Origin of the sequence: Lamprocystis purpurea DSM 4197, from assembly GCF_000379525.1 — a bacterium.
GTDB classification, from domain to species: Bacteria; Pseudomonadota; Gammaproteobacteria; order Chromatiales; family Chromatiaceae; genus Thiodictyon; species Thiodictyon purpureum.
Genome location: NZ_KB902498.1, coordinates 154674 through 174390, shown reverse-complemented (window position 1 = coordinate 174390; position 19717 = coordinate 154674). Strand labels below are relative to the sequence as shown.

Below are 19717 nucleotides of genomic sequence, written 5' to 3'. Positions count from 1 at the left end.
CGCTGGGACACGTCAAAGCCGGTCGCCTCGAACAAATGCGTTCGCTGGTTCAGCCCATCCCCGCGACCGGATAGCCCCTCACCGACTGCCACGTCCGGCCAGGCCGCTCGCGCGTCGCCTGCGGGCGCGGCTGTCCGCGGGACAGGGTTGTTGAGAATAATTCTCAAATGGGCGCCCCGGCGACCCGATTTCGCCGATGCTCGCCAGGAAATGCCTGTGCGTCAGCCCACCTGGCGCCGACCCCGGGTTCCGGCGCGTCCGCGAAAAACGCCGCAGCGCAAATGTCTCAAAACCCGGCGGACCTTGAAAAACTCTCAGATGCACGCGGTTATCTCGACGCCCGCCGCGGGCGGCTCACGATCATCGACGAGGTCCAGCGCGCCCCGCGGCTCTTCCAGGTGCTGCGGGGACTCATCGACGAGCGCGTCCTGGCGGGCGAACCGGCCGGCCAGTTTCTGCTGCTCGGGTCCGCCTCGCTGGACCTGCTGCAACAACCGAGCGAAAGCCTCGCCGGACGCATCGCCTATTTGGAATTGGCCCCCTTCGACCTGTTGGAGATCGATCCACCGGACCAAACGCGGCTGTGGACGCGCGGCGGCTTCCCGCGCAGTTTCCTCGCCGCGACCGACGGCGACAGTGTGATCTGGCGCGAGGGATTCATCCGCACCTATCTGGAGCGGGACATCCCCCAGCTTGGGCCGCGCATCCCGGCCGAGACACTCCGCCGCTTCTGGACCATGCTCGCCCACGCCCAGGGCGGACTGCACAATGCCGCGGAACTGGCGCGGGCACTTGCCGTCGATGGAAAGACCGTCGCCCGTTATCTGGACCTGATGGTCGACCTGCTGCTGGTCCGTCGCCTGCCGCCCTATTTCGCCAACGTGCGCAAGCGCCTGGTCAAGTCACCCAAGGTCTATGTGCGCGACAGCGGTCTGGTCCACACTCTGCTGCGGCTGGACGATCTGGACGATCTGCTGGGGCACCCGGTGGCCGGGGCGAGTTGGGAAGGATTCGTCATCGAGACGCTCTTGCGCGCCGCCCCCGAGCGCACCCAGGCGAGTTTCTATCGGACCGCCACCGGCGTCGAGGTCGATCTGGTATTGGAACTGCCGGGCAACCGGCTCTGGGCCATCGAGATCAAGCGCGGCCTGGCCCCGCAAGTCGAGCCGAGTCTGCGCCAAGCCTTGGACGACCTCCATCCGGAATGCGCCTTTCTGGTCTACTCCGGGGATGAGCGCTATCCGAAGGGCCAAGGCATTGAGGCGATTGGGCTCAGAGCGCTCGCGGCGGAACTAGCGGGTATGGCTGGCTGACCCGATGCGGTCCAGCGCGCATGGGCGATCTATGTTATACCACGCGGGCTCAACCTCCGGTGACCGGGGCGACGCGACAGCAATTCCAAATTTGGGCGGCATCGCGCGATCCCTGGTGGATGCGGCGCGAGCGACCGCCGTGCCGGGCACCTGACACCGAGCGGCGCGCCTTATCCACCCTACAGCGAGCCGGTTTTGTAGGGTGGATAAGCGCAGCGCATCCACCATCAGCCTCGCGGCCGGCACGCTGTTGGCGGCGGCCACCCAAATTTGGAACTGCTGGCGACGCGACCGGAGGTCGACGCTTTAGCGGGCGGCGGCGCCGCGTTCGGCTGAAACCTCGACCTCCTGTCTGTTGTGCGGGTGCGGCACGATCCGCAGGAGGCTGTAGGGGGCTTTAGGGGCGACTAAAGTCGCCCCTACACGTTGGTACATCGTTTCCCGGAAATCACCTGAGATCCGCCAGGATCTCCTCGGCCAGGGTGCACAGCTCCGGGGGGGCACCGGCGAGGGCGTCCGCCGGGTCATCCGCCGCGGCGGCGCCCAACGCGAGGGCGAAAGGTTGCAGGAAGTCTGCCCAGGTGCCCGCCCCCATCAGCTCCTTCAGAGACGACCCCAGACCGATGTCTTGGCACTCGCGGGTCTGCTCCTTGAGCCGGTAGAAGGCGTCCCGATCTCCTGCGGCGGCGGCTTGAGTCAGGCGATCCAGTGCATGGAGCGCCAGGTCGCGGTTGCCGAGCCACAGGTGGGACTGGAGCAGCAGGTGAGCACGTCCAAAGCTCTGATTGACCGGCGGAGTCTTGGTCCCCGCGCCCTGCTCATCCGCCGCCTGGGCCAGCGCGCCGGTCCGGGTCCGGCTCCAGCTCGATGCTGCCGCCCAGGCCACCGGGAAGCGTCATATCGACCTTGCGCAGCCGGGACATCCAACGCTCGATCGCATCGCCCGCGCCACGCAGATGGCCCGCGATGGTCGGGTCGGGAAAGGCGCGGTCCAGGGCATCGATAAAGCCCGTCGGCGTGTCGACCCCGCCCACGTCCATGAGCCTGGCAAGCAACCCCTGTCCGCCAGCCGTTGCAACAGCGAGGGCGAGAAGAATCAAGCGCTTCGGCGTTCGTCAGCCGCGCCCCGCGCAGGCTGGCCCCGGCGAGCCAGGCGCCGTGCAGCAGGTCCGCGTTAACTACGGCGATCCGCCCCGACGCTCTCAGACAGCAATTGCGACCTCGCCGTAGCGGAGCACGAGGGGGGATCATGGGTAAGCAGCCGCAGCGGTTCGGTGGTCGCCTGCGCGACCAGCAATCGGTCAAAGGGGTCGCGGTGGTGGTCGGGAAGGTGCTCGACGGCCGCAGCGTGCTCCGGGGCGATGGGCAGTAGTTGGTAGCCGGCCTGCCGGAACCAGTCGAGTGCCTGGTCTCCGGAGATCGGCATGTCGCCGCGACCCAGGGCGTGTTTGATCGCGATCTCCCAGACACTGGCGGCACTGACGACGATATCGTTAGCCGGCTCCTCGATCAGTGCCCGCGCCCGCTGGGACAGCCGCGGGTCATCGGTCAGTGCCCAGAGGGCGACGTGGGTATCAAGCAACAATCTCACAGGTTCGGATCACCCGCGAACAGGTGCTCCAACTGCGCTTTGCTGAGGTCGATGGACTCGGGGACTTTGAACTGGCCGGCGGCGATACCGATGCGCCGCTGTGCCGGCCGCGCGGTCAGCGGGACCAGTCTGGCGGCGGGGCGGCCGTTGCGGGCGATAATGATCTCGGCCTCGGCCCCGCTCTCGACGCGCGCCACCAGCCGTGAGAGCTGCATCTTGGCCTCCAGAATACTGACGGTCGACATCGCGATGCTCCGCATTGGTCGGACTTGGTCAGAGTATGACGGTCCTCGGGCCGACGGACAACGTCCAAACCCCGGCACCTTGCTACCCGTCGATTCAGCCGCCGATGGGCGTTGCCAGCGCTGCGGTTGCCCGCGCGCACGCCAACTACAGAGATGGCGGAACCGCTGTCGCGTTCCGCCCTACGCGGGCTAGCGCCGCTCCACCAGCACATAGGGCGCCCAATAGCCCGGATCGCGCCGCCGCGCATCGATCTTGTCCCCAAGCCATTCCAGCTGAGTCGTCCGCAGCGCCGCCGCCGGGTCGCTGTCCGGCCCGGCGGTCAGTCAGGTCCGATAGAAATCATCCATGAACTGCGCCGCCAGTGCATCGTTCAGCGGCCACAGCGACATCAGCACCGATCCGGCCCCGGCGGTCTGGAAGCCCCGCACCAGGCCATAGACCCCCTCGGACGGGTCCACCGCCCCGCGCGCCCGGTATCGCAGGCCGAGAGCACCACCAGCCGGGTGCCTTCCAGGTTCAGGTCCTGCGCCTCCAGTGCATACAGCAGGCCGTCCTGCCCGCCCGGCCCCAGGTCGCCCTTGAGCCCCAGGTTGGCCCCGGCCAGCGCCAGACCGGCCAGCGTCAGAGACCGCGCGGCGCCCTCGGCGCGGGCGTCCAGGAAGAAGCCGTGGGTCGCCAGGTGCAGGATTAGCGGCGGGTCCGTGATCGCGCGCCGCCACCGGCATACACCGGCACTAACCGTGGTGCGCATCCGTATTCGACAGGTACCTCTCGAGCATTTGCTTCAACACAAAACAGAACGGCCGCAGGTGTCCCTCTGCGTTTGGCTTTTCAATTTCCTGCAATAACCGCCGTGCATCTGTCTTAGTGATCGGATTCGCTGAAGAAAAACCGAAGAAGCTATAGATCGCCTGCCGTCGCAGCTTACACAGAGCCTGCCGGTCCAGTTCAAGCCGATCGATCGTTTCCGTGGCTGCTTGGTGGCCGTCAGGAAACGCACGCACATGACCGCTCCAGGCGAAAGTAAAGCGCTGCTCGCATTCCATCGACAGGGGCGAGACGAACAGGGCCGCGTCCCACCAGGAACCCTTCACCGGCGCCCCATATCCATATGAAGTGTCGCCTCCATCCTTCGGAAAGCACGCGACGAGGTTGCGATAATCCACATCCTCGCCTGGCTCGCGAAGGCTTTCCGGAAGGCTTTGCGGTTTCAGGTGCTCGATATGCGACGTTGCGTCGTGAATTTCCAGTCCCGTGTAGGCGCACAAAAACCCTTGCTCTTTGAGCAATTGATCTTTGAGACATTGCTTGACAGGGCCGGGCATGGCAGCGTAACCATAACCTGGGCCGGCCGCGTTCTCCCGCACCCAGTGCTGGTATACCGCGGGGGCATGGGTCTTAACGATCCTTCTCATCGCCCGCAAGCATCTCGAGTCGGTCCAGCATCGACTTGGCCCCTTGCAGCTCGGGGAACAGGCCTACTTGATCCTCGATGTCCCTGATGCGCGCTCGCGCCTTGGTGTAATCCCCCTCGTCAATCACATCGAACACTGCCGATAAGCGATCCCCAGTCGCGGATTCGCGTTCCGGCGTATCCATGATCTGCTCAAGTATCCAGTTGCTGTCCATGCCAAGCGATTGGCTGACGGGCACCTGGACAATCTGTCCCGCTTGATCGCGCTGCAAGAGATGCAGCCAGCGCGGCGGCAAATGCCCGACGATTTGCGGAGAATGGGTGCTCGCAAAGAACTGCACCTCGGGAAACAGCCCTTGGAGGTCCTGCACCACACGTCGCTGCCAGCGTGGATGCAGATGCAGCTCCAACTCATCGATGAGGACGATACCGGGGGTCTTGGTGAGGACCTCCGCACCCAGGTGCGGATTGAGCTGGGCGGCGCGGTAGGCCATGTCGCCGATCATGGCAACCATGTTGCGTTGACCGTGACTGAGCGCACTGAAGGGGAGACGCTGTTGTCCCTCGATATCCAGCAGTAACCCAAGGCGCAGGTGGTAGTTCACGCTGATACAACCAGCGACGGACTGCTGGATGGCATCCTTTACGACTTGGAACTGGATCGACTCGCGCCGGTCTTGGACCGCGAGCTGTTGCTCGAACTTGAGCCAGCGCAGCAGTTGGCGCGGGCTGCAACGCGGGTCGAGGCTGTCGCGATAGCCGGCGAGACTTGAAGCAAAGTCATCCGCGAGATCGTCCGGTTCGTCTTCGTCATTGACCGGTTGCGGCGGGTCGGGGAGAGCCGTTGCCAACTGCCCATTCGACCCTGCGGGTTTGCGAATCTTCATTGAGGTCAGAATCGCAGCAATCTCAGCAGTTGTCATCTTTGGGCGCACCGGACTTCGGGGCTCCTGCCACGATCGACCGGTACCATAGTAGACGATCAACGGCAGTGTCTCCCGGCTGCCTTCACGCACCGCTGCGACAGCCCGCTCGGCAACGCGCTTCAGGGACTTGGCACCCGCGGTGTCGGTGCGGCTCCAGGCCAGACTGCGCTGCCAATGGATCGACTGACCCATCGCCTCGCCCTTCACCGTGACGATGACCGGCAGTTGCCGTTCGATGCGCTGGGTATCGCCGAAGTCGATGACCTTCACCCGAATGTCTTCGCCCCTGATCGTCCGACTGACCGCCTCGGGCACCCCGAGAAACCAGGCACCGGCTGCCACTGCCAACGCATCGAGCGCCGAGGTCTTGCCCGTGGCGTTCCGGCCGATCAACAGATGGAAGGAGCCGCTACTCCCCGGTGCGTCGGCGGATCGCGGAAAGTCGAATTGGCTGTCTTCGAAGCCCTTGAAGTTGCGAAGGTGCAGATGATTAATGCGCATGAACTCATCAGAACGAATCAGGGACAGGCAACGCTTTCAAAGGTTCATTGAACACTTCGTCGAAGAACGCATCCCTGTCCAATGTCGCCTGCCAGGCCCGTTGGTGGATTTGAAATACAGTGTATCTCATGCGTCGGGCAGCGTGGACGCGCTCACAGCAGTTCCTCGGCACGCTCCAGCCCGCGCGTAGCGCGTGTCCACCATTGCGAGAAGCTCGCGCAGTGCCGCTCCACGGGCGGGAACAAGGTCGGCGCGGCGTCCAGTTGCGCGACGGGCTGGAGCCGGCGCGTCACGTGCGGGTCATCGACGCTGCGCACGCGCGCCGCGCCGGCCAGCGCGCCGGACAGGCCGGCGGCATCGACGGTCCAGCGCTGGGGGGCCACCACGGCCATCGCGGCGTCCACCCAGCGCCAGCGCGCGGCGGGCCAGGGCCAAGCCTGGTGATGTTCGCGCAGGTACAGACCGATGACCAGGGCGCCGTCGGCCAGGTCGGGCGGCGGCGCACGCAGCGCCCACGGGTGCACCAGCCAGACCTCCCGGCCGCGCAGCCGGTCGGCGGCGGCGGCGTCGGGCGCGTGCAGGCCGAGGTCGGCGGGCGGTGCGGCCAGCAGCGGCGGCTCGGGCGTGGCGACCCCGTCGACCGCGCCGGCTATGTCGGCGCTCGCCGTTGCCACCCGCGCATCGCGCGCCATGCGGTCCAGCGCCTCATAGGACTGGTCGAGCACGGTGCCGGGGCTGTGCCAGTGCGCCGGGGCGTAGCGCGCTACGTTGTCGGCGTTGAACAGGTAAGGCTTGGAACTGCCGGTGCCGGCCACCCACTGCCAACTCAGGTGGTTGCTGCCGAGATCGCCATCGCGCAGGTGCGCCGCCAGCCAGTCGGCGCCGGCGCGCCAGTGCACGTGGCGCAGGTGCACCACATAGCTTGCCAGCCACAGACGGGCGTGGTTGTGCAGCGTGCCGGTGGCGTAGAGCGTGCGCACGGCTTCGTCGATGACCGGAACGCCGGTGCGTGCCTGGCGGATGTCGGGCGGCAACAGGGGGCCGTAAGCCGCGTCGGGCAGCGGGCCCGGGTGCAGGGAGTGCAGGATGCCGTCGCCCGCGTGCGCCCAGGCATGGCGGAAGTATTCGCGCCAGCCCAGCTCGAATACCAGCTTGTGCTGCACCGGCAGCGGCTCGCGTTGCAGCACGTCGGCCAGCACCTCGCGTAGCGTGACGAGACCATGCGTGATGTAGGGCGACAGACCCGTCACCGCGCCGTCGAGGTGGTTGCGCGTACGCGCGTAGGCGGCGGGTTGCACGCGCGCGATGCGCGCCAGCGCCGCGCTGCGCATGGGTGCGAGCGCGTCGGCCCAGGCCATCGGCGTAACGGCGGGCTCATCGACCACGGTCAGGCCACCGCGCCGCGGCGGATGGCCGCGGCGCGCTCGCGGATCGCCTGCTGCTGCGCGTCGCTCAGCCGGGTCAGGTTCTTCACCTGCAGTGCCATCCGCGGGTTGGCGGCCAGCAACGCCTGGTGGCGCATCAGGAAGTCCCAGTACAGGGTGGTGAACGGACAGGCCGTGTCGCCAGCGCGTTGCGCGGGGTCGTAGCGGCAACCGTGGCAATACGGGCTCATGCGCTGGATGTACTTGCCGGTGGCCACATAGGGCTTGCTCGCCATCAGGCCGCCGTCGGCGTACTGGCTCATGCCCAGGGTGTTGGGCAGTTCCACCCACTCAACGGCATCGACGTAGACCGCCAGGTACCAGGCGTGCACCTGTTGCGGCTGCGCGCCATACAGGAGTGCGAACAGGCCGGTAACCATCAAGCGCTGGATATGGTGGGCGTAGCCGTGCGCCAGCGTCTGCGTGATCGCATCGCGTAGACAGGCCATGTCGGTGGCGCCGGTCCAGTACCAGTCGGGCAGCTCTTCTTGTGCATCCAGCGCATTGAGTTCGGCGTAGCCGGGCATGCGGGTCCAGTAGATGCCGCGCACATACTCGCGCCAGCCGAGGATCTGGCGCACAAAGCCTTCCACGCCGGCCAGCGGCGCGGCGCCCGCGTGGTACGCCGCCACGGCCGCGGCCACCACCTCGCGCGGGTTGAGTAGTTTCAGGTTCAGCACGGCCGCCAGGTGCGCATGGTACAGCCAGGGCTCGCCCGGCCACATCGCGTCCTGGTAGCGCCCGAACAGCGGCAGGCGCTCGGTGATGAAGCACTGCAGGGCGATAAGCGCCTGCGCGCGCGTCACCGGCCAGGCGAAGCTATCCAGTCGGCCGGGGTGGGTGGCGAAGCGCGCCTCGACCAGCGCGATCACCTCAAGCGTGAGCGCGTCAGGCGCAAACACCGTGCGCGGCGGCACGGCACCGGGGCCGACGGCGCCGAAGGCCCCGCGATTGTCCGCGTCGAAGTTCCACTGGCCGCCTTCCGGAGCGTCGCCTTGCATCAGGACATCGTGGCGCTTGCGCAGGTCGCGGTAAAAGTATTCCATGCGTAGCGACTTGCGGCCCCGCGCGTACGCCGCGAACTCGCGCACGCTGCAGTAGAAGTGGCGGTCCTCGCGGATGTCCAGCGGCAGGCCCCGGGCCTGAGCCGCGCCCTTGATGGCTTGGAGCACCCGCCAGTCGCCGGGCGCCGTCATCACGAGGCCGGCGGGGCGCAGGCGTGCGAGGTCGGCGGGCAACTGCGCCTGCAGGCTGCCCTGGTTGGCGGGGTCGTCCAGCCGGGTGTAGTGCAGGGGCCGACCGCCGGCGCGTAACGCTTGCGCGAAGTGGCGCATCGCGGCCAGAAACAGCACCGTACGGGGCTTGCTCGACCAGACATGAGTCGATTCCTCGGCCACCTCGGACATCCACACCGCGTCTTGGGCGGCGTCGAATCCGTCGAACGCGGCGGCGTCGAGGTCGAGCTGATCGCCCAGCACGAGCACCAGATGGCGCAACTCAGCCACGGGCACTCTTGGCGCGCCGACAGGCGGCGGAGCAGAACTTCACCTCATCCCAGGTCCGGGCCCAGCGGCGGCGCCAGGTCATCGGCCGACGGCAGGCCGCGCAGGGTTTGGTCGGCAGGGCAGCCTTGTTGCCGCGAAACGCGGGGGTGGGTGGTGTCATCGACAGTGCGCTCGGGCAGCGGCAGCGACTGGCCGGGTGTTGAGGAGGTTTATGCTACTAGCATCCTGTCGGACTTTAGGCGATTTCCGAATAAGACGCTATCAAGAATCAAGCTCCGTAGGAGCCCGCTTGCGGGCGACGTGACCTGCCGGAATCGCGTCATTGTGCCCCCACCCGTCGCCCGCAAGCGGGCTCCTACGGGTTGGATTTTTCGCGGAAATCACCTTACGTTAGATTGTGGAGCAACATAAAACCTTGGCTCATGGGGCCAAATGTGTGGTTGGCCTAAGGTACTGCCAGCACAGGTGACTGATTCCGCCTGCGGGGACTTCCCTGGCCTATGAGGGTGCCACACAATTCGCCCCATGAGCCGAAACGCCAAGCTTCGCTTGGCGCACCGAGACCCGACCCTGCTGCCTCCCCAAGACCTGACCCTGCTGCCTACATAACCCGACTGCCTCGTCACTGCGCCGTTGCCGAGCACCTTCCTTCGATGCTACGCTCCCCTTGACCCTAGGCCGGGTCCCGCTGTCCACGGACGGCGTATGCCAACTCTTTGCGCAGCACTGAATGGTACTCGTCATGACACCATTTTCAGCAACCCCAAACCGCCTCGCTGTCATAGCGCTTCCGACCTCGCCGACCCGGCCCCGCGCCCGTGCCCTCCTGATCGGTCTTTCCCAGGTGGACGCAGCCATTTACCAAAGCGACCTGCGCCAAGGCTGTGAGGGCTGCCTCCAAGATGTGGAAATCATGCGGGATATCCTTACTCCGCTGGGATACGTCATTACCACCCTCACCGACGCGGTGGCCACAACCGCCAAGGTCGAAAGCACGCTGGCCACCATGGCTGGGCAGACCTGCGCCGGAGATGTGTTCCTGTTTTTCTACACCGGCCACGGCAGCCAACTCGAAGACCAGCCCCCCGGCGACCCGCTTCATGATGAGATGGACGGCAGGGATGAATGCTACTGCCTCTACGACGGCAAATGGCGGGATGACTTGCTCTACCACCATTGGCTCAAGTTCCCCCCGGGCTGTCTCATCTACGCCTTCACCGACTCCTGCCGCAGCGGCACCGGCATGCGCAATGCCGGGCCTGCCCTCGCACACACTCAGGCGGCGCTCGGAAATTTCATCGACCACCAAGACTCCTTCCCCTGCGCGCTGCTGCACATCGCCGCCTCGCGCGACACCAGCGATGCGCTTGGCGGCGAGGATGGCAGCCGCTTCACCCTTGCGCTGCAACGCAGTTGGAACAGAGGCGGCTTCCAAGGCAACTGGGACGCCTTCTATCACGCCATCGCGGCACAAATGCCCACCCAGCCTATCCAACGCAATAGCTACGGTCCCGGCGGCGACCTCGTACTGGCCCTTGCACCCTTCGCCCTGCCAACACCCCCGATTGTCTAACATCATCAAACCGCTGCCCTAATCGATCCTATGAACCACCACACCCCAAGCAAACGCGCCCTCCTCGTGGGGCTGACCAACATCGACCCCGCCAGATATAACGGCTGGGACGGGAAAAACGCCTGCCAAGGCTGTGCCAAAGACGTCCTTGCCATGCAGCAGCTTCTCGGCGCGCGCGGCTGGGAAACCACCTGCCTTATCGATCATGAAGCCACCTGCTTTCACGTTCGCGAGAATCTCAGGACATTCGCAGACCTCAGCCAGCCGGGTGACTCCATCGCCTTCTACTTCAGCGGCCACGGCCGACAGATCGCCGATGACGATGGCGACGAACCCGACCAACGCGACGAAACCCTCGTCTGCTACGACGGCGACCTGCGCGATGACACGCTCAACACCATCTGGCTCAGTTGCCGGGAAGATGTCCGCATTTACATGCTCGCCGATTGCTGCAACTCCGGCAGCAACTACAAGAACATCCCCGGCGACCAAATCATCCCGAAAACACCCCCCGCCAAGATCGCCGCTGATCTCAGCAAGAGCGCCGCTACCATGCGCTCCCGCCTCCTCCATCTGGGCGGATGCCGCGATGGCTACACCTCCACGGGCCTCAACGACGGCGGAGCCTTCACCCTCGCCCTGCAACGACATGTCACCCGTTCACCCCAGCTCACCTGGCGCGCGCTCTACGACCAGATTTGCAACGAGGTCGCCGATACCCAGGACCCGGCCCTCAACCCATACCCTAATCTGGACAACAATCTCGATCAGGAGCCCGCACTCGACCCACCCATCCTACCCCTGCGCGCTGCGCAACCCGCCACCCCGCCACCCGGCTCCGCGGCCACTGCCACCGAGCCCCCAACTCCCGTGAGCGCCCCGGAGGATGCCTCAGTCCTCGCAAGAATCGACGAGCGCGATGCGAGAATCGCCGCCGCTCGTGCGGCCTCACCCGGCACCCGCGGCAACGGCCCACGCCTCGTCGCCGAGGGCGACAGTTGGTTCGACTTCCCGCTTCATCCCGATGTCATCGACTGCCTCAGCGACCGCCACGGCTACAACATCGTCAATGTCTCCAAGGCCGGTGCTTGCGTCTATGAAATGGCTTATGGCCCCGATGACGACAGCATCTTTGATTTCCTCGACCGCGATGACTCGCAGCTCGAGGAGTTCGTCAAGAAGATCCGCCGGCACCGCCCCCAAGGTCTGCTCCTCTCCGGTGGCGGCAATGACTTCGTGGGCCCGGAGTTCATCATGACCATCCACCACGCCGCCGCGAAAAAGTCCGGTGCCAACATGGCACTCGTCAATGCGCTCTTCCAGCACGATGTCGAGCCCGGCCTGGAGTGCATCATCGCCACCGCCACCGACGCGGGCCGACAGGCCAACCTCGGCACTTTGCCCATCGTCACCCATGGCTACGACTACGCCATCGCCACCGGCAATGCCGCTGCGAACCTCATCATCAAAAAGATCGGCCCCTGGATGGACCCGTCCTTCCGCGCCAAAGGCTACCCCAAGAACAACGACGCTGATCTCATCCGCCGCATCGACATCGTGCGCCCGATGGTCGATGGCCTCTACACGATGCTCGAGCGCCTACGCGCCAAGTATCCCAACCTCCACATCGTCGATGTCCGCAACACCCTGCCCGAGCGCACCGACTGGCACGATGAACTCCACCCGACCCGCGAGGGCTTCCGCAAAGTAGCCGCCCTTTTCGATGCGAAGATCCGCGCCGTCATCGGCCACGGCCGCTCCAGCGCACCCTTCCCGGGCCACACGCTGGAGGAGCCCGCGTCTGATCTGGAGTTCCACGCGGATGCCAGCCCCGCCGCCACTCCCATCGCCGCCCTCAACGCCGCCCAGCTCACCGCCCTCGCCGCCAGCCGCATGGCACGCGAAGCCATCGACCCGGCAGACGGTAGCGACCCCACCGGGCTGCTTGACCGCATCGCCGCCGCCCGCCTGGCCCTCCACGATGACCTCCAAGACACCGTCACCCTCCCTGCGGACATCGCCGCCGCCGAGGATGCCGAATGGCAGGCGCTCGCAGACCGGCTCCACGGCGAGCTGCGCCTCCCCTGCGCTGATGAGGACCAGCTCGGCCGCTCCGGCACCACCCGCTCCCGCCCCGCCTTCGAGGAGCGCCGCAGCGTTTACGACTCCCTCTTCGCCTCCTGCCGCGTCCGACCGCAGCACCTCGACACCGTCGCTTGGTATGTCCGAAAACTCCGCGAGGGAGAACGCCGCTACCGGAGCGTCGGCGATACCCTCAACATCCCCTGGGAATTCATCGGCATCATCCACGGACTCGAATGCTCCTTCCGCTTCGACCAACACCTCCACAATGGCGACCCGCTCACCCGCCGCACGGTGCGCGTGCCCGCCGGCCATCCCCGCCAAGGTACTCCCCCCTTCACCTGGGAAGAAAGTGCCAAAGATGCCCTCAAATTCAAGAGCTACCACCTCCAAAGCGACTGGTCCGTGGCGGCCATGCTCTACCGCTTCGAGAACTACAACGGCTGGGGCTACTCCTACCGCAACATGCACTCCCCCTACCTGTGGAGCTTCTCCCAGCACTACACACGCGGCAAATTTGTCCGCGACGGTGTCTTCGATTCCGCCGCCGTCTCCCGCCAATGCGGAGCCGCCGTCATGCTCAAAGCCCTGCGCCCCGCCACCCGCTCCGCATCTGATGAGCCCAGCCCGCTCATCACGCTCACCGGCGGCCGCGACGAGAACGACCCCGCCTCCTACATCGACACCATCGATCTAGGGATTCTCGACCTCACCGAGATCGAGGAGCCCATGGAAGACGCCCCGGCGGACGCCCGCGGCCCCCATCACGACTCGGGAGCGGATACTTGGGATCTTTACCCCGAGTTCGAGCGCTTCATCCAGGGGCTGAACCTCCGCTATTTCAGCGCCCGCGAGTTTCTCGTCAAAGGCAATTCCCACTATTCGGGCGGCTGTGCCGGGCGCAACACCCATCCACCGCGCCACCTCTGGAGCAACATCGCCGCTACCGCCCGCGTGCTGGATGAACTCCGCCATCGCCTGGGCTACCCCATACGCTTCCTCAGCGCCTACCGCTCCCCAGCCTACAACAAATGCATCGACGGCGCGGGCGCCAGCATGCACATGACTTACAAAGCCATCGACTTCGCAGGCAGCCAAGGCACCCCGGTTCAATGGGCCGCCGTCCTGCGCGTCCTGCGTTCCCGCGGCCTCTTCCGCGGCGGCATCGGCACCTACTCCAGCTTCGTCCATGTCGATACCCGCGGCGAGAACAAAGATTGGTAAAACCCTCATCCAGCGCCGCCCTTCTTTCCCTGAGGGGCGGCCAGTCCTCACCAAAGCCGCTCCTGATTAGCAAGCACCTTCAGCCACGCGCAGATCCACGGTTCTTGGCGCGGCGCGCAGGCCACCGCGGCCACCAACAGGCGAGTCCGCAGCGCTTGGAGATCGAAGCGCGGCCGGAGTCAGGTCTTGCAATCCAACACCCCGGGCTGTACTCCGCCGACAGTGTGGCAGTAAACGTACCTGCACGCTAAAAGCGCGTCACAGCGACACCGCAGTCGCAACCATCGCGCTACAACCGCAGCAGCCACAACTCCACCGCGGTCGCGATCTGGTGATAGACCGCCTCGCAGGCCTCCCGGCCCTGCCGATAGGGATCGGGAATCTCGATGCCGCCCCAGTGGCCCAGGAGATAGACTTTGCCCGCGCTCGACGGGGCCAACTCCATCAAGTGGCGGCGATGGACGCGCTCCATGACCAACACCAGGTCGGCCCACCGCATCAGTTCGGGGTCGATCGGTCGGGAGCGATGCGCGCTCAGGTCCAGACCGTGCCCGGCCGCGACCAGTCGGATCATTTCATCCGCCGGATCATCCACGGCGGCGATCAGGCCGGCGGAGCGCACTTCGACTGCCCTGCCTGATCGCGCCAGACGATCACGCATCATCACCTCGGCCAGCGGGCTGCGGCAGAGGTTTCCAGCACAGATGATCAGCAGGTGGTCGAACATAGCAGACGATCAGATTAGTCGCGGTCGGACAACAGACGACACAATACCCCAGGTGCGCGCAAGGTGAGGCCAAGGCCGGGGCGCTGCAAGGAGAAAGCACAACAGGGCAGGGTCCCGCGGCAGCGACGGCTGTCATGCGCCGGTCGAGTCACTCGACCACCGGGTCGAGTCCAGCGTCCCGCGCGCCGGACCCCCGTCCAAGGCGCGCCTGGACCTCCCGGCGCAGCTTATCCGCGGCCTCCCGCTCCGGGAAGTCGGCATCCGTGCGAAACAACAGCGTGAGCTCGCGTAACGCTTCTTCATCACGGCCCATGCGCACCAGGGCGTAGGCGATGTGGTAGCGGATCCCAGGGTCAGCAGCCGCGCGGGACTGGGCATCGCGCAAATAGCCTAAGCCTTCGGCGACTTGACCGGCGCGTACCAGCACCCAACCCAGAGTGTCTGCGGTCTCAGGCACCGGCAGCAGCGCCTGGGCCTTACGCGCCGGCGCGATCCCCTGCGCGTCGCCTTCCTGAGCATAGATCAATGCCAAATTATTCAACAAAATGGGATTGTCGGGCGTGCGCAAGAGCCCATTTTGATAGATGGCCTTGGCCTCGGCGACCCGCCCCCCGCGGAACAAACCCTCGGCCAAGGCTTGTCTGGCGACCGCATCGTCCGGATGTTTCTCGACCCACCGCCGGAGAAAGTCGGTCGCCGGCCCGACGCCCTGAGCGACCCGCAGGGTCTCGTAGGTCCTGACCGCCAGAACGGGCGACTCGCGCAATTTCAGCGCGCGCTTGAAGTGTTCCAGGGCGCGCGCATCGTCGCCGCGCGCGCGTGCGATCGTCCCCAGCAGATGTTCCCCGTAAGGCTCCTGCGGAAAGTCCTTGCGCAAGGCCGTGGCCAAAGTCTCCGCCTGAGCGAGCTTGCCGACCTCGGCGTACAACTCTCCCAACTTGATCCGGGTCGGAAGGTATCGCGGCTGTCCCTCGACCGCTTTTTCGAGGGACCAGATCGCGCCATTGCGGTCACCCGCCTGCCGTTGCAGGAGCGCCAGCTCAAGCAAACCGGCCGCATGGTAACCAGCGAGACTAGAACCCCGCTGCAGCACCACCTGTGCGGTTGCGCGGTGGCCATTGGCGAGATAGGCCCGGCTCAACGCGACCAACAGCGCGAGATCTTCCGGGTCCGCCGCGCGCGCTTCGACCGCTTCGACCACCGTCAGCGCCGCTTCGGTCTGCTGCATCTTCAATAACAAATCGGTCAGGTAGACGGCTGCCGGAACCCCGGTCGGATCCGCGATGACCGCTCGCTCCGCCAACTCCCGCGCCTGCTCGTGCAGACCCAGTTGCTCGAGCGTCCGTGCCAACAGCAACAGCGCGGAGATCTGATCCGGGTTGCGGGCCAGCACCCACTGCAAACGGTCGCGCGCCCCATTCGGCCGGTTCTCCCGCAGGTCCAACTCCGCAAGGTTGAGTTGCGCCGGAACGAAACGCCAGTCCAAGGCCAAGGCGAGATCAAAAGCCCAACGGGCCGCCGCCCGGTTGTCGGCCGCCAATTGGGCAACACCATAGAGGTTCAGATAGGTGATATTCTCCGGATAGCCCTCCAGCAGTTGGACGGCAACCTTGACGGCCTCCTCGAAACGCCGTTCCTTCAGGCTGGCGACGACCAGGGTCGCGCTCGCCTCCGCATACTGAGGATCGGCCGCGACGACCGCACCCAGTTCCTCGATCGCCTGGGCCTTCCGGCCGAGCCCGAACTGATTGACCGCGCGCTGGGTGCGCAACACCAGATTGTCGTCCCCCGCCGCCAGCGCCTGCTGCAGGAACAGCGCAGCCTTGACGTGCTGCCCGTCACGCATAAAGGCTTCGGCCAGCAGGGATAACACCTGCTGATCGCCTGGCGCCAGACTCAGTGCCGGTTCAAGCAGCCTGATGGCCCGCTCATTCTGCTGTCGGTCGAGCGCAATCCGGGCCAAGAGGATCCGCGGGCCGACCGTATCGGGGAATTGATCGAGAAATGGCGCGAGGTAATTCGTTGCCTGGGTCCACTGTTTCAGGCTGTAGTTCACCATACCCGCCAGCAAGAGGGTCGGCGGATGCGCGTCGATCAGTTCGCGCGGCAACTGGGAGAGCAGCGCCTCGGTTTGACGCAAGACGGCCTGGGCCGCATCGAACTCCAGTCGCCGTGCATGAACGACCGCCTTCAGATAGAAGGCGCGCGGGTCTCGCGGATACAGCGTCAGTGATTCTTCCGCGGCAGCCAGTGCCTCATCCAATCGATCCAGTTCGAGCAAGGCACCGATCCGGGCGATCTGCGCGGGCAAATAGGCCGGCAAGACCGCGACCGCCCGCTCGAAGTCGCGCAGTGCGGCCGGCACATCGCTGCGGCCGCGCAGCAGCATTCCCCGCAGCAACCAGGCATGCGGATTTTCCGCGGCCAGCGCGACGGCACGACGGGCGTAGTCTGACGCCTCGTTGAGATCGCCCTGCAACATCAGGACATGGACCTGACCCAGCATGGCGCCGACATTCGTGGGATCGCGTTCGCTCGCTTGGTTGAACGCCCGTTGGGCGTCGTACAACTGACTGAGTTGCAGGTGGGCCTGGCCGCGCAAGGCCAATAACTCGGCATCCTCGTCGACCAGGGTCCCCAGGGGAAACAACGCGCCGAGCAGCTTTTCGGCGTTGCCCTGCAACAGATAGGAACGGGCGAGCGGGATCAGCGTCAATGACTGGTGAGCCCCGAGCCCTTCCGCGATCAGGAGTTCTTTCTCGGCCTTGTCGCCTTGACCGAGTTGAATATAGACGCGAGCAAGCAGCAGGTGGCCGGCGAGGAAAAAGGGATCTTGCCGCAGAGCGCTCTTCAGGCTGAGATAGGCGGCAGACGTCTGCCCCGCATTCACCTCGGTCAGCGCCTGCTCGTACCAGGCGGCCGCACGCCCTCGCGCCTGAGTCGGCGACTCAAGCACCGGGTCGGCACCCCAGACCGCGCAGACCGCCAAGACAAGGCCTGGCAGCAGGGGTGCGCGACTGGGTCCCGAACGCATGTCATCAACTCTGGGCGTCTAGCCCTTCATCTGCTCCTGCAGCAGGGTGAGGATACGCTGCGCACCGGTGGAGCTATCCCGGTTGCCTTTCGCATCGAGTACGCTGACCCGCGTTTCGGTATCGTTGCCTTCGACCTTGATTTGATACTGCCTCACCCGGTCGATTCCGTCCTTGCGCCAGAAGGCCAGCCGGTCGACGAGGCTCCGCTTCCCGGCCCCCGCGCCATCCGCATCTTGATACCGGACGAAATAGATGCCGCGACTCAAGTCACGATCCTCGACCGCGAAGCCGGCGCGGTCGAGCGCCGCGCCGGTGATCCGCCAACCGCGGCGAAATTCTTCTGTAATCAGCAACGCAGGCCCGGCGCCTTCGCTGACCAAGCGCACCGCAGAGGCCGCCCGCGGTGCGGCCGACGACGCGACGGCAGCGGCGGCCTGCTTCTCCGGGGCACCCAGGAACAGCATCAGCCGCCGCAGCATCTCCGCTTCCCGCTCCGGGTCGCTCTTACCAGGCTGCCAGACCGTCCGCTTACTGTCACCCAGGGTGCCGGTTTCGAGCTTCTCCTCCATCCCGCGATGGGTGAGATAGACCTCGGTGACCCCCGCGGTCGGCCCGTTGTCGATCCGCACGCTGTACTGATCCCGGCTCGACGTGGCGTAGAGTCCGTCAGCCACCTTGCGGATCAATCGGGTCACAAAGCCCTGAGGCACTTCGGCACGATTCTCGATCCAATCCGTTTTCATCACCCCGACCGTGGGGTTCTGATCGACCAGCAGGATGCCCTGCTCGCGCCAGAACGCGATCACCCGCGGCCAAACCTGCGTCGGGGTCGCCTGCACCTCCAGCCAACGGGAATCGCCGCTGCGGCGCAACTGAACGTTCTCGACAGCGGGCAGCACGGCGCCCGCCGCGGTATCGCGCTGCCGTTGCGCCCGCCCCCCCGCGTACTCGGAGTAGGTGGCTCCGCCGTCGATGGGCGGCACGTCCATCGCGTCATCGAACTTCCCGCTTCTCAGATCCGGAGGCAACTCAAGGTTTTCCTCGGCCTGCCGGCTTTTCTTGTAGGCCAGGCTCTGGTCGGGCAACATTTCCTGAAAGGAAGCCGAGCCACATGCGGTCAATCCACAGACAACCAGCAATGACAGCGGCAACAGGACGGCAGCACCGCCCAGTACACGGGAAGGTCTCAAGGTCCGGGACCTCTCAAAAGGGACGCGCCGTGGCCCGCATCGGGGCGCTGGACCAACCGTCACAGGCAGCCCGCCTGCTCCAGTGCGGCCCGCACACGCGCATGGAATTGATCGGAGAGCCAGGTCAACGGCAGCCGAATACCGACGCCGCACAGACCCAACTCGCAGGCCGCCCATTTTACCGGAATCGGATTGGACTGCACGAACAGGTCCCGATGCAGCGCGGACAGTCGCCGGTCGCAGGCACGAGCGAGCACGCGTTGGTCTGCCAGCGCCGCCTGACACATCTCTTGCATCAGTCGCGGGGCAACATTCGCGGTCACCGAGATGTCCCCGTCGCCGCCAAGCAACATGAAGTCGCAGGCCGAGGCGTCGTCGCCGCTGTAGAGCGCGAACCCTTCGCCGCAGCCCTCGCGCAGGGCCGCGACGCGCTTGAGGTCGCCGGTCGCATCCTTGATACCGATGATGTTGTCGACTTTGGCCAATCGCGCCACGGTCTCAGGCAGCAGATCGCAGGCGGTGCGCCCCGGCACGTTGTACAGAATCTGGGGGATATCCACTGCTTCGGCGACCGCCCGGTAGTGCAGATAAAGTCCTTCCTGGGTGGGTTTGTTGTAGTAGGGAGTGACCAGCAAGGCCGCGTCGGCGCCCGCCTCTTTGGCGCAGCGGGTCAGCGTGATCGCCTCACGGGTCGAGTTTGCCCCGGTACCGGCGATCACCGGGATGCGCCCATCGGCCAGTTGCAGGGTGCGGGCGATCAGGCGACAGTGCTCGTCCTCGTCCAGCGTGGCCGACTCGCCGGTGGTCCCGACCGAGACGATGGCCGTGGTTCCTGCGTCCACATGAAAATCGACCAGACGCTTCAGGCTCGCGTCATCGATCCCACCATCCGCGTCCATGGGCGTAATCAGGGCTACGATGCTGCCGCGAAACATACTGGGGAGCTCCCGCTCTGTAGAAACCATA

Annotated in this window: 18 protein-coding genes and 1 pseudogene; 3 read left to right on the top strand and 16 right to left on the bottom strand. The window is 65.7% G+C overall.

What is annotated here, in order from left to right; all coding sequences use genetic code 11:
* Positions 1-281 precede the first annotated feature (281 nt).
* Positions 282-1313, top strand: coding sequence for an ATP-binding protein (locus tag A39O_RS0115055; RefSeq protein ID WP_020505490.1), 1032 nt, complete (start codon positions 282-284; stop codon positions 1311-1313).
* Positions 1314-1761: 448 nt separating this feature from the next.
* On the opposite strand, the gene A39O_RS0115050 is transcribed toward A39O_RS0115055, so the two are convergent.
* The 11 genes from A39O_RS0115050 to A39O_RS38525 all read right to left on the bottom strand — a co-directional run bounded on the left by A39O_RS0115050 (position 1762) and on the right by A39O_RS38525 (position 9080).
* Positions 1762-2199 (bottom strand): hypothetical protein, encoded by a 438-nt coding sequence (locus A39O_RS0115050; protein ID WP_020505489.1) that lies wholly within the window; start codon positions 2197-2199, stop codon positions 1762-1764.
* Positions 2132-2413, bottom strand: a complete 282-nt coding sequence (locus tag A39O_RS0115045; RefSeq protein ID WP_157640125.1) for a hypothetical protein — start codon at positions 2411-2413, stop codon at positions 2132-2134. Before A39O_RS0115045 ends, A39O_RS0115050 begins: the two co-directional genes overlap by 68 nt.
* 74 nt (positions 2414-2487) lie before the next feature.
* On the bottom strand, positions 2488-2904 hold the full coding sequence (locus tag A39O_RS33670) for a type II toxin-antitoxin system VapC family toxin (protein WP_083924694.1): 417 nt from the start codon (positions 2902-2904) through the stop codon (positions 2488-2490).
* A complete protein-coding gene (locus A39O_RS0115035; protein WP_026199434.1) occupies positions 2901-3149 on the bottom strand; it encodes a type II toxin-antitoxin system Phd/YefM family antitoxin in 249 nt (82 codons plus the stop codon). The genes A39O_RS33670 and A39O_RS0115035 overlap by 4 nt, the downstream gene beginning before the upstream one ends.
* Before the next feature lie 324 nt (positions 3150-3473).
* Positions 3474-3578 (bottom strand): CHAT domain-containing protein, encoded by a 105-nt coding sequence (locus A39O_RS43585; RefSeq protein ID WP_020505486.1) that lies wholly within the window; start codon positions 3576-3578, stop codon positions 3474-3476.
* Positions 3539-3901, bottom strand: coding sequence for a CHAT domain-containing protein (locus tag A39O_RS0115025; protein WP_026199433.1), 363 nt, complete (start codon positions 3899-3901; stop codon positions 3539-3541). Before A39O_RS0115025 ends, A39O_RS43585 begins: the two co-directional genes overlap by 40 nt.
* Positions 3885-4475: a retron system putative HNH endonuclease gene (locus A39O_RS33660; protein ID WP_157640123.1), complete on the bottom strand. Its 591-nt coding sequence runs from the start codon at positions 4473-4475 to the stop codon at positions 3885-3887. The genes A39O_RS0115025 and A39O_RS33660 overlap by 17 nt, the downstream gene beginning before the upstream one ends.
* 73 nt (positions 4476-4548) lie before the next feature.
* On the bottom strand, positions 4549-5991 hold the full coding sequence (locus A39O_RS36665) for an AAA family ATPase (RefSeq protein ID WP_020505484.1): 1443 nt from the start codon (positions 5989-5991) through the stop codon (positions 4549-4551).
* 152 nt (positions 5992-6143) lie between these two features.
* Entirely contained in the window at positions 6144-7349 is a 1206-nt protein-coding gene (locus tag A39O_RS0115010) for an FAD-binding domain-containing protein (RefSeq protein ID WP_020505483.1), read from the bottom strand.
* Between the two features lie 29 nt (positions 7350-7378).
* Entirely contained in the window at positions 7379-8926 is a 1548-nt protein-coding gene (locus tag A39O_RS0115005; protein WP_020505482.1) for a cryptochrome/photolyase family protein, read from the bottom strand.
* Complete coding sequence (locus A39O_RS38525; RefSeq protein ID WP_020505481.1) at positions 8913-9080, bottom strand: DUF2256 domain-containing protein; 168 nt, start codon at positions 9078-9080, stop codon at positions 8913-8915. The genes A39O_RS0115005 and A39O_RS38525 overlap by 14 nt, the downstream gene beginning before the upstream one ends.
* Positions 9081-9650: 570 nt before the next feature.
* Here A39O_RS38525 and A39O_RS0114995 point away from each other — a divergent pair.
* Entirely contained in the window at positions 9651-10493 is an 843-nt protein-coding gene (locus A39O_RS0114995) for a caspase family protein (protein WP_083924693.1), read from the top strand.
* 30 nt (positions 10494-10523) lie between these two features.
* Complete coding sequence (locus A39O_RS36660; protein ID WP_020505479.1) at positions 10524-13799, top strand: caspase family protein; 3276 nt, start codon at positions 10524-10526, stop codon at positions 13797-13799.
* A gap of 66 nt (positions 13800-13865) precedes the next feature.
* On the opposite strand, the pseudogene A39O_RS43580 reads toward A39O_RS36660, so the two are convergent.
* The 5 genes and pseudogenes from A39O_RS43580 to dapA form a co-directional block, all read right to left on the bottom strand.
* Positions 13866-13969: pseudogene (locus A39O_RS43580) on the bottom strand (IS1595 family transposase); the annotation flags it as partial.
* A gap of 119 nt (positions 13970-14088) precedes the next feature.
* Positions 14089-14526, bottom strand: coding sequence for a low molecular weight protein-tyrosine-phosphatase (locus A39O_RS0114985; RefSeq protein ID WP_020505478.1), 438 nt, complete (start codon positions 14524-14526; stop codon positions 14089-14091).
* A gap of 148 nt (positions 14527-14674) precedes the next feature.
* Positions 14675-17560 (bottom strand): XrtA/PEP-CTERM system TPR-repeat protein PrsT, encoded by a 2886-nt coding sequence (gene prsT, locus A39O_RS0114980; protein ID WP_083924692.1) that lies wholly within the window; start codon positions 17558-17560, stop codon positions 14675-14677.
* A gap of 18 nt (positions 17561-17578) precedes the next feature.
* The gene (gene bamC, locus A39O_RS0114975; protein WP_026199431.1) at positions 17579-18751 is read right to left on the bottom strand and encodes an outer membrane protein assembly factor BamC; all 1173 of its coding nucleotides are present in this window, start codon (positions 18749-18751) and stop codon (positions 17579-17581) included.
* A gap of 59 nt (positions 18752-18810) precedes the next feature.
* Complete coding sequence (gene dapA, locus A39O_RS0114970; RefSeq protein ID WP_026199430.1) at positions 18811-19686, bottom strand: 4-hydroxy-tetrahydrodipicolinate synthase; 876 nt, start codon at positions 19684-19686, stop codon at positions 18811-18813.
* Positions 19687-19717: the final 31 nt, after the last annotated feature.

What these genes read in the sequence shown, in the direction of transcription:
- A39O_RS0115055 (WP_020505490.1), top strand. Translation starts at nt 282, where the DNA reads ATGTCTCAAAACCCGGCGGACCTTGAAAAACTCTCAGATGCACGCGGT.
- A39O_RS0115035 (WP_026199434.1), bottom strand. Translation starts at nt 3,149, where the DNA reads ATGTCGACCGTCAGTATTCTGGAGGCCAAGATGCAGCTCTCACGGCTG.
- A39O_RS0115025 (WP_026199433.1), bottom strand. Translation starts at nt 3,901, where the DNA reads ATGCGCACCACGGTTAGTGCCGGTGTATGCCGGTGGCGGCGCGCGATC.
- A39O_RS33660 (WP_157640123.1), bottom strand. Translation starts at nt 4,475, where the DNA reads ATGCCCGGCCCTGTCAAGCAATGTCTCAAAGATCAATTGCTCAAAGAG.
- A39O_RS36665 (WP_020505484.1), bottom strand. Translation starts at nt 5,991, where the DNA reads ATGCGCATTAATCATCTGCACCTTCGCAACTTCAAGGGCTTCGAAGAC.
- A39O_RS0115010 (WP_020505483.1), bottom strand. Translation starts at nt 7,349, where the DNA reads ATGGCCTGGGCCGACGCGCTCGCACCCATGCGCAGCGCGGCGCTGGCG.
- A39O_RS38525 (WP_020505481.1), bottom strand. Translation starts at nt 9,080, where the DNA reads ATGACACCACCCACCCCCGCGTTTCGCGGCAACAAGGCTGCCCTGCCG.
- A39O_RS0114995 (WP_083924693.1), top strand. Translation starts at nt 9,651, where the DNA reads ATGGTACTCGTCATGACACCATTTTCAGCAACCCCAAACCGCCTCGCT.
- A39O_RS36660 (WP_020505479.1), top strand. Translation starts at nt 10,524, where the DNA reads ATGAACCACCACACCCCAAGCAAACGCGCCCTCCTCGTGGGGCTGACC.
- A39O_RS0114985 (WP_020505478.1), bottom strand. Translation starts at nt 14,526, where the DNA reads ATGTTCGACCACCTGCTGATCATCTGTGCTGGAAACCTCTGCCGCAGC.
- prsT (WP_083924692.1), bottom strand. Translation starts at nt 17,560, where the DNA reads ATGCGTTCGGGACCCAGTCGCGCACCCCTGCTGCCAGGCCTTGTCTTG.
- dapA (WP_026199430.1), bottom strand. Translation starts at nt 19,686, where the DNA reads ATGTTTCGCGGCAGCATCGTAGCCCTGATTACGCCCATGGACGCGGAT.